10 protein-coding genes are annotated in these 12,524 nt (G+C 72.1%); 5 read left to right on the plus strand and 5 right to left on the minus strand.

Features of this window, described 5'->3' with window-relative positions:
- Positions 1-287: 287 nt before the first annotated feature.
- The 5 genes from FPZ12_RS39740 to FPZ12_RS39760 are packed head-to-tail and all read right to left on the minus strand — an operon-like array spanning position 288 to position 6,603.
- A complete protein-coding gene (locus FPZ12_RS39740; RefSeq protein WP_144756455.1) occupies positions 288-1,343 on the minus strand; it encodes an Ldh family oxidoreductase in 1,056 nt (351 codons plus the stop codon).
- A gap of 26 nt (positions 1,344-1,369) precedes the next feature.
- Entirely contained in the window at positions 1,370-3,043 is a 1,674-nt protein-coding gene (locus FPZ12_RS39745) for a thiamine pyrophosphate-dependent enzyme (protein WP_144756453.1), read from the minus strand.
- On the minus strand, positions 3,043-3,918 hold the full coding sequence (locus tag FPZ12_RS39750; RefSeq protein ID WP_144756451.1) for an amidohydrolase family protein: 876 nt from the start codon (positions 3,916-3,918) through the stop codon (positions 3,043-3,045). Before FPZ12_RS39750 ends, FPZ12_RS39745 begins: the two co-directional genes overlap by 1 nt.
- Before the next feature lie 32 nt (positions 3,919-3,950).
- Positions 3,951-5,138: an L-2-hydroxyglutarate oxidase gene (lhgO, locus tag FPZ12_RS39755; protein WP_144756449.1), complete on the minus strand. Its 1,188-nt coding sequence runs from the start codon at positions 5,136-5,138 to the stop codon at positions 3,951-3,953.
- Positions 5,139-5,142: 4 nt separating this feature from the next.
- Positions 5,143-6,603: an aldehyde dehydrogenase family protein gene (locus FPZ12_RS39760; RefSeq protein WP_144756447.1), complete on the minus strand. Its 1,461-nt coding sequence runs from the start codon at positions 6,601-6,603 to the stop codon at positions 5,143-5,145.
- Positions 6,604-6,977: 374 nt separating this feature from the next.
- On the opposite strand from FPZ12_RS39760, the gene FPZ12_RS39765 reads away from it, so the two are divergent.
- From FPZ12_RS39765 to FPZ12_RS39785, 5 genes are all read left to right on the plus strand, one after another.
- On the plus strand, positions 6,978-8,288 hold the full coding sequence (locus tag FPZ12_RS39765) for an MFS transporter (protein ID WP_144756445.1): 1,311 nt from the start codon (positions 6,978-6,980) through the stop codon (positions 8,286-8,288).
- 37 nt (positions 8,289-8,325) lie between these two features.
- The gene (locus FPZ12_RS39770) at positions 8,326-9,240 is read left to right on the plus strand and encodes a LysR family transcriptional regulator (protein ID WP_144756443.1); all 915 of its coding nucleotides are present in this window, start codon (positions 8,326-8,328) and stop codon (positions 9,238-9,240) included.
- Positions 9,241-9,316: 76 nt separating this feature from the next.
- Entirely contained in the window at positions 9,317-10,681 is a 1,365-nt protein-coding gene (locus FPZ12_RS39775) for an MmgE/PrpD family protein (protein WP_144756441.1), read from the plus strand.
- On the plus strand, positions 10,678-11,286 hold the full coding sequence (locus FPZ12_RS39780) for an MmgE/PrpD family protein (protein ID WP_144756439.1): 609 nt from the start codon (positions 10,678-10,680) through the stop codon (positions 11,284-11,286). The genes FPZ12_RS39775 and FPZ12_RS39780 overlap by 4 nt, the downstream gene beginning before the upstream one ends.
- The gene (locus FPZ12_RS39785; RefSeq protein ID WP_144756437.1) at positions 11,283-12,515 is read left to right on the plus strand and encodes a serine hydrolase domain-containing protein; all 1,233 of its coding nucleotides are present in this window, start codon (positions 11,283-11,285) and stop codon (positions 12,513-12,515) included. The genes FPZ12_RS39780 and FPZ12_RS39785 overlap by 4 nt, the downstream gene beginning before the upstream one ends.
- The last annotated feature ends 9 nt before the right edge of the window (positions 12,516-12,524 follow it).

Genomic DNA, 12,524 nt, shown 5'->3' on the forward strand with positions numbered 1-12,524 from the left:
CGCGATCTTGCCACTGCGTCAAGGCGGGAAAGATGCCTTGACCCAGCGTCAAGATCGCAAGAGCAGGCTGGGGATCGGGGCGGTGGAGGGGTGTGGTCGTCGGGACGGCTCGCTTCGCGTTGCCGGGTGGCGGTGGCGTGGGTAGTGAGTGTGGCGGGGGCCGTCGGGCGTCTCCGGGCTTTCGTTGCCGGGTTCCGGAAAGCCCGCCCCCAAAAACCACCCCGCGCGCCAAGGGGCCCTGGCCGCAGGGTGAACCTGCGAGCCAGGGCCCGTTGACACCCCCGGTATCAGCCGAGTTCGCCGGGTACCGTGACGCCGCGGTCGGCGGCGAGGGTGCGCAACGTCCCGAGCAGCTTCTGCGGCAAGGGGATTCCCCCGGTGAGCCGTTCGTCCAGGGTGCGGGCACCGCGTTCGCCCGGGACGAGGAGTTCTTGCGCCGGGTCGGCGGGCGGGAGGGACTTGATGGAGTCGATCGTCTCGTCCACCGTGCGGCGGAAGTCTTCCACCGGCGTGAAAGCGGCGATGTCGATCGCCATCAGCACCGCGTTCTGCCGGTGCCGCCGCCCTTCCGGGGTACCGCCGTGGTACGCGCTGACGATCGGGTTCATGGTGAGCCCGCCCGCCAGCATCTCGAACAGCAGCGACATCCCGGCGCCCTTCGCCCCGCCCACCGGGAGCGGGACGGCGGCTTCGGCGGCGTCGGTCGTCGGCTGGCCGTCCTTCGTCAGTGCCGCGCCCTCCGGCAACGGCCGGCCACTGGCCTTCAGCACCGCGATCCGCCCCAGCGCGATCACCGCCGTCGCCATGTCCAGCAACACGGTCGGATGCCGCCCGGCGGGTACGGCGATCGACAGCGGGCTGGTCGCCACCCCGACACCGTTGCTGCCCGGGTACGCCATGTTCGGCACACCCGCGACGATGCCGAGACCCGCCATCCCGTACTGCGCGGCGCGTTCCGTGTAGTACCCGATCGCTCCCGTGTGGACAGTGCCGCGCACCGCCACCCACGCCGCGCCGGCCGAACGGGCCATGGACACGGCTTCGTCCATCGCGCGGGTCAGGGCCACGGGGCCGGGCGCGCCGTCGGCGTCGAGGGTGGCGACGGCGGACCGCATCTGGTCGAAACCGATCGCGGGCCGCGGGTTCGCCTGCCCGTTCTCGAACAGCTCGAGGTAGCGCGGGATCCGGGAGACCCCGTGCGAGTCGATACCGCGCAGGTTCGCCCAGACCAGCACGTCCGCGACGGTGTCGGCGTGCTCGCGGCTGGTGCCCGCCGCGGTGAACAGGTCACTGACGAGTGCCCGGAGTGCCTTCTCCGGCACCGGGATTCGAGGTTGTGGCACGAGTGCCTCCGGAAGTCGTGGGGGGATCAGCGGGCGACGCGGACGTCGACCAGTGCGGTGGTTCCGGCGCGGACGGTGTCCAGCGCCTGCGCGAGCACGGACTTCAGCTCGCCGGGATCGGTGACGGTCAGCCCGGTCATGCCGAACGGCTCCACCAGTTCGGCCAGCGCGGGCTGGTCCGAGAGGTCGACGCCGCGGAAGTCGTCCTCGCCGACGGCGGCGCCGCCGGGGTAGAAACGCAGGTGGTTGAGCTTCATCGAGAGGTACTGCCGGTTGTTGAAGACGACCACGAGCACCGGCAGCCCCTGCGCGCGCGAAGCGCTGAGGGCTTGCACGATCGGGTTGTACAGCAGGGAACCGTCCCCGATCACGAGCGCGACCTCACGCCCGGGATCGGCCAGCTTCACCCCGAGGGCGACACCGAGGCCCTGTCCCAGTCCACCTTGGACATACGAGTAGCGGCCCGGCCGGTCGGCGCGCAGTTCCCGTTGCACGACACGGCTGTGCGTGATGGTCTCGTCGACCACCGCCGCGTCCGGATCGAGCAGCTCCCGCAGGCAGCGCACCACCTGCGCCGCGTCGATGGCGTCCGTGGCCGGGGCCGCCGTCTCCGCCGGGACGAGTGCCCTGGACTCCGACTCCCGCCCGGAAACCAGCACCTCGTCGATCCCGGCTTCCCGCACGGCTTCGGTGAGCGCGCGCAAGGTGGGGGCGATGTCGCCCTCCAGGTACTGGTCGGCGCCCAGCACCTGGTAGTCCACGTACGGGCGGTGCGGTACGTCGTCGAGCACCAGCACCTCCGTCTCTTGTGGACGGTTGCTCGGCGGGTACCACGGCGCGCGGCAGCCCACCAGGACGATCAGATCAGCCTCCGCCGCGAACTTCGCCGCGTCGCCTCCACGGTGCAGGTGATGATCGCGCGGGAAGTTGCCGCACACCGCCGACTGCGGCTCGACGACGGGGATCGCGAGCGCTTCGGCGAACGCGACCAGCGCCTCGAAACCGCCGGGATGCCTGCCCGCGGACTCGGTGATGATCAGCGGCTTCTCCGCCGCCACGAGCCTTCGCGCGGCGCGGGCCAGCTCGTCCGCCGGGCTGACCCGTGCGCCGGGCTCCGCCACGGGACGCGCCGCGCGCGGCGGAGTCCATTCCTGCAGAAGCACTTCGACAGGGACGTTGAGGTACACCGGCCCCGCCGGGCCGCGCCGCGCGAGCTCCGCCGCGCGCACCACCGATCCGTACAATGTGGACACATCGCCGACCTGGGTGGCCCATTTCGTGAACGGGGCCGCCATCGCCTGCGGGCCGCCGACCACCGAAAGGTTGCGGTACCACTGGGAACCGGGGTCGGGCGGCACCTCGCCGTAGGTGGTGGACTCCGCGGACGCGATCACCATCGGCACGCCCGTGAGCAGCGCGCCGTGGATGCCGGTCGCGCCCTGCAGCAGGCCCGGGCCCGCGTGCACCAGCACAAGCTGCGGTTTCCCCTTCACCAGCGTGTAGCCGATGGCCATCCCGACGGCGAGCGTTTCGTGCATCAGGTCGAGGTAGACCGGCCCCGGGGTGCCGTCCCGGCGCTGCCGGGCGAGCGCCTCCCACACCGGGGCCCATTCGGACCCCGGCGAGGAGAAGATGACCTCGACCCCCAGGTCGCGGCAGGCGGCGAGGATGGCCTCGCCGCCGTCGGCGCGCTCGGCCATCACTTGCTCTCCGCGGCGGCGGGCACCGGCCAGCCGAGGCATTCGCTGATCCCGCGGCCCATGATCCACTCCAGCTCGTCTTCTGTGAACCCGAAGTGCTCGGTGAACTGGGCGATGGTCTCCGGGTACCCGAGCCCGTGGCCCATCAGCCGGGTCAGGTCGGTGCCCCAGAAGCAGCGCCGCGGCCCCATCGCGTCGACCATCTCGCGCACGTACTTGGCGATGTTGAGGTTCGGGAAGGGATGCGTGGAGTAGCCCGGCACCGCCGAGACCTTGACGTGGATGTTCGGGTGCACGTGCAGGTCGGCGGTCTCCTTGACCCAGTAGCCGATCGCGTCGTCCACGCAGCGCGCCATGATGCCCATGTGGTCGATGATGAGCTTCAGGCCGGGATGCCGCTCGGCGATCGCGCCCAGCTCGGCCTTCCATATCGGCGCGTGCACCATCGTGACCAGGCCCAGCTCCTCGGCCAGCGGCCAGTACCAGTCGGCGGTCCCGTCGATCATCCAGTTGCGGTCCTGCGGCCGGTGGAACGTCAGCCGGGTGCCCTTGATGTACGGGTTCTCCGCCGCCGCGCGCATCAGCTCGGCGCCCTCTTCCGGCTTGTTCTGCGGCACGCGGATCATCACGCCGAACCGGTCGGGGTGCGCCTCGCACGCCTCGAGCGAGTAGTCCTGGCGGTCGCCTTCCCACGACGGCGGCACGATCAGCGCGCGGTCCACGCCCGCCTCGTCCATCAGCCCCAGTGCCTCCTGGTAGCTGAAGGCCTCCTCGCGGTGGCCGTTCAGGCGGATGCGCTCACGGGCACCCGGAACCCACGGGCGGTCCGGCGTCTCTTCCTTCCAGACGTGAATCTGGGTGTCCACAATGAACATCGGTTCTCACTTTCCTTGTGCGGTCCTGCGTTTCAGGGAAGCTGCCGCGCCACATGCTCGGCGATGGCGAGACTCGAAGTGGCCGCGGGCGACGGCGCGTTGCGCACCGCCGTGACCGGGCCGAGGCTGGAGATGCGGAAGTCGTCCACCAGCGAGCCGTCGCGGTCGACGGCCTGCGCCCGCACGCCCGCGGGCGCGCGCACGAGGTCGGCCGTCGTGAGCCCGGGCAGGTATTCCCGCGCGGCGGCGGTGAAAGCCCGGCGGGAGAGCGAGCCGCGCATCTCGCGCACGCCCATCCGCCAGTGCTGCCGGAAGAGTTTCCTGGTGCCGGGCCAGGCCAGCGCCTGCCACAGCTCCCGGGGCACGAGATCACGCCGCCGGTATCCCTCGCGCGCCAGCGAAAAGACGGCGTTCGGCCCGACGTCGACGGTCCCGTCGACGCGCGGGGTGATGTGCACGCCGAGGAACGGGTACGCCGGGTCCGGCACCGGATAGACCAGGCCCCGCACCAGGTTCTCGCGGCCGGGCACGAGGCGGTGGTACTCGCCGCGGAAGGCGATGATCGCCGGGCCGTCGTCGTCCCCGGCGAGCCGCGCCACGCCGTCGGACTGCAGGCCGGCGCAGATCACCAGGCTGCCGACCACCTGCCTGTCCTGCCCGCGGTGGACGGCGACGCCGTCACTCGTGCGCTCGATCCGCGTGACCGCCTCGCCCAACAGGAGTTTCCCGCCCGCGGCGAGCACGTCGTCGGCCAGCGCCCTCGCGACCGCGCGGTAGTCCACGATGGCCGTCGTGGGGGAGTGCAGCGCCGCCTTGCCGCGGACGTTCGGCTCGATCTCGCGCAGGGCGGCCTCGTCGAGCCACCGCACCCGGGGCACGCCGTTGGCCTCCGCGCGCTGCTGGAGATCCCGCAGCCGGGCGACCTCCAGCTCGTCCCTGGCCACCACGACCTTGCCCAGTTCCCGGTACTCCAGCCCATGCTCGGCGCAGAACTCCCGCAGCAGCCCCACTCCGCGACGGCACAGTGTCGCCTTGAGCGAACCCGGCTGGTAGTAGAGCCCGGAGTGCACGACCCCGGAGTTGTGCCCGGACTGGTGCAGCGCGACGTCGGTCTCCTTCTCGAAGACCACCACCTCCGCACCGCGCGCCTGGGCCAGCCGCCGCGCGGTGGCCAGCCCGACGAGGCCGGCGCCGATCACCCCGATCCGTTGGGACGTCAAGGTTTCACCGCCCGTACCGGATCGCGACCGTCTTCACGCGACTGTAGAAGCGCAGCGCCTCGGCGCCCTGCTCCTTGAACGGCGAACCCGAGTCGCCGAACCCGCCGAAGGGCATGTGCACGTCCCAGCCGGACGTCGGGAGGTTCACCGAGACCTGCCCGGCTTCGGCCCGCGCGGCGAACTCGTGCGCGCTGGCGAGGTTCGTGGTGAACAGCCCGGCGGCGAGGCCGTAGGCGGAGTCATTGACCGCTTCGACCGCCGCGTCGAACCCGTCCACCACGTGCACGGCCGCGACGGGGCCGAAGACTTCGTCACGCCAGATCGCCATCTCGCGCGTGACGTCACCGAGGACGGTCGGCGCGACGAAGCAGCCGTGCTCGTACTTCGCGCCTTCCGGCACGAAGCCGCCCGTCACTACGTTCGCGCCGTCTTCGCGGGCGCGGTCGATATGCCGCAGTACTTCGGTGCGCTGGCGCTCGCTCACGAGCGGGCCCATCGTGGTGCCTGCCTCGGCGCCGGGGCCGAGCGCGAGCGACTCGGCCTCTTTCCTCAGTCCCACAAGGAGATCCGCGGCCACCGCGCGATCGGCGATCACGCGGCTGGTGGCCGTGCAGCGCTGGCCCGCCTGCGCGAACGCGGCGGCCGCGACCACCGGGATGGCGAGTTCCAGGTCCGCGTCCGCGAGTATCGCGGTGGCGTTCTTTCCGCCCATTTCGGTCTGCACGCGGACATTCCGGCCCGCGAGACGGCGCTGCAGCTCCCGCCCGACCGCCGTACTGCCGGTGAACGACACCGCGTCGAGTCGCGGCTCGTCGAGGAGCGCGGACGCGATCTCGGAGGTCCGCCCGACCGCGATGCCGAGCACGCCGGCGGGCAACCCGGCGTCGTGCAGGGCGCGCGCCAGATGCAGCGCGACGAGCGGGGTTTCGGTGGCAGGCTTGAGAAGCACGGCGTTGCCGGAGATCAGCGCGGGCGAGAGTTTGCGGGCCGGGGTGAGCAGCGGGTCGTTCCAGGGGGTGATCAGCAGGACCGTGCCCAGCGGCTCCGACCGCGCGCTGGTCTGGGTGCCGCCGCGCGCGTCGGCGAGCAGCTGGCCGTAGGGCTGGCGCGCCCAGGAGGCGTAGTAGTCCAGGAAATCCGCGGACTTCGCGACCTCACCGGTGGCCTCCGCCCTGGTCTTGCCCATCTCGGCCACCAGATCCGCGGCGATCTCGCTGCTGCGGGCGCGCAGGTTCGTGGCCGCGCGGGCCAGCACTTCGCCGCGCTCCAACGGGGAGGCCGCGCCCCAGGTCCGGGCCGCGCGGGCTGCTTCGTCGTACAGCTCGGTGACTTCGGCGGGCGTCATCGCGGGTACCCGCGCCACGATCCGCCGGGTGTCGGCGGGGTCGAGCACGTCGATCGCGCGGCCGTCCGCGGGCATCCGCCAGGCTCCGCCGACCAGCCGCGGTACCGACTCAACTGACATGGGTTTCCGGCCCTCCTTGTCCACACTCGCTCAGGGCTTTCTGAGCGTAGAAGTCAAGGTGAGGGCTCCGGAATGCGTGAAACCGCAACCTAAGGTGTACCGGCCCCGGTCTTGCCGACGCCGTTTCCGGGCTGCCACGCGCCGGGCCGACGCGTGCGCCGGTACGTCCCGGCCCGGTCATTCGATGGGCGGCGAGGTGGCTCAGCTCGTGGCCGCCGCGCGCACCTCCTGCCGCTGGAAGCACCCGGCGAACTCGCCTGGCTCACAGCGCCCACACAGGATTGTAAACAATTTGGTGCGAAATCTTGTGAACGCCTTCGTGCACGATGTACGGTCAGGCACTCCCACGCCCCGTCGGCGAAGAAAGGACGGCGATGTCCCTCTCCGCACCCCAAGTCCAGGCCGCGTCCCGGCTGTCCGTCCGGGTCACCGCCCTGTGCTGGATCCTGGTCCTGCTCGACGGCCTCGACCTGTTCGTCTACGGCGCGATCCTGCCCCGCGTGCTGGCGGACAAGGACTTCGGCCTGACCGCCGCCGGGGGTGGTGACGTCGGCAGCCTCACCACCTTCGGGATGCTGCTCGGCGCGCTCGCCGCCGGGATGCTGACCGACGTCCTCGGCCGCCGGAAGATCATCATCACCGGCGTCACCGTCTTCTCCCTCGCCTCGGCGTTGTGTGCGCTGGCCCCGGACGTCACGACGTTCGGGATCGCGCGGTTCGTCGCGGGCGTGGGGCTCGGCGGGCTACTGCCCTCGGCGATCGCGCTGGTGATGGAGTACGCGCCGTCGTGGCGGAAGAACCTCGCGGTGACGGTCGTGATGACGGCCCACCAGGCGGGCGGGGCGGTCGCGGGCGCGCTCGGGCTTTCGGTCGCCGAATCGCTCGGCTGGCGCTCGGTGTTCTGGCTCGGTGCGATCCCGCTCGTGGTGGTGCTCCCGCTGATCGTGAAGCTCTTGCCGGAGTCGGTGGCGTTCCTGCTCGCGAAGGGGCGCACCGACAAGGCTGAGGCCATCGCGCGGCGGCACGGCGTCCCGCTGGAGGCGTTCACCCCGGAGAAGACGGAGGAACAGCGCAGCGGTCTCCGCAGCCTGTTCACGCCTTCGCTGCGGATGACCACCATCCTGTTCTGGATCGCGTCGTTCGCCGGGCTGCTGCTGGTCTACGGCGTGAGCACCTGGCTGCCGACGATGATGCGCGGCAACGGCTACAACCTCGGCTCGTCGATCAGCTTCCTGCTGGTGATCAACATCGGCGGCATCGCCGGCCTGCTCGTCGCCGGGCGGCTCGCGGACCGGCTGGGCTCGCGCCGGGTCGCGATCGCCTGGTTCGCGCTCACCGCCGCCGGGGTGGCGCTGATGGCGATCCCCATGCCGCTCCCGCTGACGTACGTGGTCGTGTTCCTCACCGGCGCCTGGCTGTTCAGCGCGCAGACCCTGATCTACGCGGCGACCGGCTCGTACTACCCGGCCGCCGGGCGGGCCACCGCGCTGGGCTGGGTGTCCGGGATCGGCCGGTTCGGCGCGGTCTTCGGGCCCTGGCTGGGCGGAGTCCTGGTCGCGGGCGGACTGTCGAAACTGGGCTTCGCCGTGTTCGCCGTCGCGGGCGTCCTCGGCGCGGTGATGCTCCTGTGCGTGCGCCGTGCTCCCTTGGCGGCGGCCGCCGCGCCGGTTCCGCTCGACCACTGACCCCGGCGGTCCACAGTGGACGGGTGATAATGCCGGTATGGCCGACGACCGTGCGAACCAGGTGACCTTCGACGATCTCGAGGTCTTCCTGGTGTTCGCGAAGACCGAGCACTTCGGGCAGGCGGCCGCCGAGCTGGGCGTGAGCGTGCCGACGGTGCAGCGCAGCGTGCGGGCGCTGGAGCGCAAGCTGGGCGTGGGCCTGATCGAGCAGGCGGGGCGGCGCGTACGGCTGCGCCACAGCGGCCAGGTGCTGGCACGCGAAGCGCACGGGGTGCTGCGCGCGCGGGCGGACGCGGTGGACACCACGCTGGCGGAAGCCGGTGCGCCACAACGGGTTCTGCGCGTCGCGCACACCTACTCGCTCGGCCTCGGGTTCGTGCCCGCCGTACTCGCCGAGCTGCTGCAGGGGTTGCCAGGGCTGCGATTCCGGTGCTGGCAGGGCTCGGCGACGTCCGTGGTGTCCACGCTGTTGCGCGGCGACGCCGATGTCGCCTTCACCTCGGTCGCGCCCACCGAGCCGGACATGGTCGTCGACCCGTTGTTCACCGAGTCGCTGCTGCTCGCGGTGCCCGCCGACGATCCGCTCGCCGGGCGGGACGCCGTCGAGCTGGCCGGGGTGCGGGACAGGCCGTTCGTCGCGATGGAACCGGGGTCGAGCAGCCGCACGCACCTGGTCAACGCCTGTGCCCGCGCCGGGTTCGTGCCGCGGATCGCGGTGGAGGGCAACGACCTGTTCCTCGTCGAGTCCATGGTGGGCGCCGGACTCGGGGTTTCGGTGGTGCCGGCGGGGATGAACGACCACCGGCATCCGCGGGTGGCGCGGCTCCCGATCGCCGAGCCGGGTTCGGCCTCCCGCACCGTTTTCCTGGCCTATCCCGGCGGCGGCGCGGTGCATCCGAGCGTGCTGGAGCTGGCTCGGATCGCCCGCCGCCGAGGGCGCGAACGCGGCTGATCGTTACGCGCGGCGCAACGGTTTCGCCGCGCGGATGGCGTTGTTCGCGGGCGGGGCCGTTTCTAGCGTTGCCGTCATGTTGCCAGCGATCACGACCAAGCCGGTCACCGCGGAGTTCTGCGGCCGGCTGCTGGCGGCGGCCTCGGCGCCGCTGCCCCCTCCAGTGGCCCGAGCGGCGCGCCGCAGCCTGTTCAACGTGCTCGGCACCGCGATCGGCGCGGCGGATTCGCCCGCCGTCGAAGCGCTCCTCACGGCCGCGCGTCACCGCGGTGTGAGCGGCGAAGCGGTGCTGCCGGGCCGCACGGAGACCGTGGACCCGTACTGGGGCGCGCTCGTCACCGGCACCGCCGCGCACTACGACGACTTCGACGACACGCATCTGGCCACCGTCATCCACCCCGGCGCGGCCGCGCTGGCCACGGTCCTTTCCCTGCAACCGGAAACCGGCCTGTCCGGCCGCCGCGCGCTGAGCGCGTTCGCGCTGGGCTGCGAGGCGCAGCTGCGGATCGGCAACGCCATCTCACCCAGTCACTACGACCGCGGCTGGCACATCACCGGAACCTGCGGCGTGTTCGGCGCGGCGGTGGCGGCCGCGATCGTGCTCGGGCTGGACGCCGGGCGGACGGAGCAGGCGCTGGCGCTCGCCGCGACCATGACGCTCGGCCACCGCGAGGGCTTCGGCTCGATGACGAAACCGTTCCACCCGGGCAAAGCCGCCGCGAACGGCGTGCTGGCGGCGCGGCTCGCCGCGAGTGGCCAGATCGGGATGGCGGACCCCTTCGGCCCGGACGGGATGCTCGGCGTGCTCGCGCCCGAAGTCGACGCCACCCGGCTCGGCGGTTCCTGGAACGAGGACTGGGAACTCGAGCAGAACGCCTTCAAGCCCTACCCCTGCGGAATCGTCGCGCATCCGGTGATCGACGCCGCGCTCGGCGCCGCGCCGCGGGTGGACCCGGCCGCGATCACCGCCGTGACGATCGCCTGTCACCCGCTGGTGCCGGAGCTCATGGGCCGCCGCGATCCGGCGGACGGCCTGCAGGCGCGGTTCAGCTCCTACCACGCGGCGGCCGCCGGACTGCTCGACGGCGTCGTGGGCCTGCCGCAGTTCACGACCGGGCGCGCGCGGGCGGCCGACGCGCGGGCGTTGCGCGAACTGATCACTCTCGAGCCCGACAGCGGGTGCGCGCGAGATGAGGCCACCATCGTTGTGGCACAACGCGATTCCGAGCCCGTGACCGTCCACATCGAACACGCCAGGGGCAGTCTCGCCCGCCCGCTCACCGACGACGAGCTGTTCGCGAAGGTCGACGCGCTGACCGAACCGATCCTGGGGGCAGGCCGCGCGCTCGCGATCCGCGACGCTGTCGACGCCTTGGATGCGGTGTCCAGCCTCGACGAGCTGCTGACCGCGATCCGCCCCGCCGAGGAGAAGCGCGCATGACGACGACCGACTGGATCCTGCAGGTGGTCCGCGAGGACAGGCCGGAAGACCGCGCGGCTCGCGAACTGCTGCGGCGCTTCGAAACGGCCCGCGACGCGGGTACCGCGCCCCAGGCGCTCGCCGGTGAGGATCCACAGTGGACGGCCTGGGCGTCCGGAACCGCTGCGGCACAGAGCGATCCCGGGTTGCCGTGGATCGCCGTGTGCGCTGCGGCGACCGCGCTCGGGGAAGATGACCGCGCGGTCGCGGCGGTGTCGCTCGGCTGTCAGGTGGCCGAGCGCGTGGCCGTGGAGCTCGGACCCACGCACCTCGCGGCGGGCTGGGATGTCCGCGCCACCGCCGGGGTGATCGGCGCCGGCGCGGCGGTGGGCTGGCTTTGCGGCCTCGACGACGAACAACTGCGCAACGCGATCGGCCTGTGCGCGACGCAGGCGAGTGGGCTCACCGGTTCAGCAGGGACCGGCGCCGAGGCACTGCAGCAAGGAAAAGCGGCCGCCAACGCGGTCGAAGCGGCCTTGCTGGGTCAGTGCGGGTTCACGTCCTCGGCGGAACCCCTCGACGGGCGGCGCGGGATGTTCGCCCTGATGGCACCGGACCGGACATGAGCACGGACCTCCGGACGCAGCGGCGGCACAACGCCTTGGGCTTCTGTACCAAGGAGTTGTGCTCCGCCCTGTTCGTGTCCGGCAGGTCCCGCGCCGCCGCGATGGCCGACCTGGACACGATCTGCGAACGGTTCGCCGGGGGAGCGCTGGCACCGGCCGAGATCGAGTTCACTGTCGACAGTGCGTCGGTGACCGGGCGCCTGCCGGACGGGGCGACCCGCCGGGCCGTCGCGGACGGGATCCGGGGCGCACGGCTGGTGACCGAAGGACCCGGTGCGGGACCGGCCCCGCGTCGGGAACCGGATCCCCGCCCGTGGCCGCTCGGTGACGCGGCGGCTGAAAAGCCCGGTTACGACGCGACGCGGGCGGCGGTGCGGGAACATCTGCGTGCCACGGGTGCTCGCGGGGTGGCCGTGGTGCACCACGGCGAACTCGTGGTCGAGGAGTTCGCGCCCGGGTTCGGCCCGCGCACACCGACCCGCGGCTGGTCCACCGCCAAGACGCTCACGGCGCTGATCGTCGACCACCTGGCGGGGGAGGGGCGGCTCGACCCGGAAGCACCGGCGTACCGCGACATCACGTGGCTCGACCTGCTGCGGCTGCGAAGCGGGCTCGCGGTCCGCCGGTTCGAGGACGGCTCGCCGGAGATGCTCAGTGACGCCGACGACTACTTCGCCATGTACGTGCGCCCGGTGTCCGTCGAACGGCTGGTCGCGTCCGCGCGGGTCGAGGCGGCGCCCGGGAAACTGTTCTGCTACAAGAGCATCGACCATCTCACGGTGGCACTCGCCCTGCGCCCGGTGCTCGGCGACGACGTCCACGGACAGCTCACGCGCACTGTCCTGCCCGCGCTCGGACTTCGCCACAGCGTCCTCGAAACGGACACCGACGGCGTCCCGCTGCTGTGCGGCGCCTGGTACACCACACCCGGCGACCTGGCCCGGATCGGCGCGCGCGTGACGGACGCGATGCGCTCGGCGCCACCCGTCACCGAGGTGGCAGGCCCGGTGGCGATGCGCCATCCGTACGGAACTTCGGTGTGGCTCGACCCGGACGGCCACCTCGGCGTGGACCACCCCGGGATCTGTTACGCCCTGGGCAGCCTCGGGCAGGCGGTGTTCGTCGTGCCCGGCGAGGGCCTCGTGATCGCCAGGACAGCGCTCGAACCGCGGTCCCGGCACGCCGGACTCCTGCGCGCCGTACTGGGCGCGCTGCCCCGAAACCCCTGATACACAAGG

This window comes from Amycolatopsis acidicola (assembly GCF_007713735.2).
GTDB classification, from domain to species: domain Bacteria; phylum Actinomycetota; class Actinomycetes; order Mycobacteriales; family Pseudonocardiaceae; genus Amycolatopsis_E; species Amycolatopsis_E acidicola.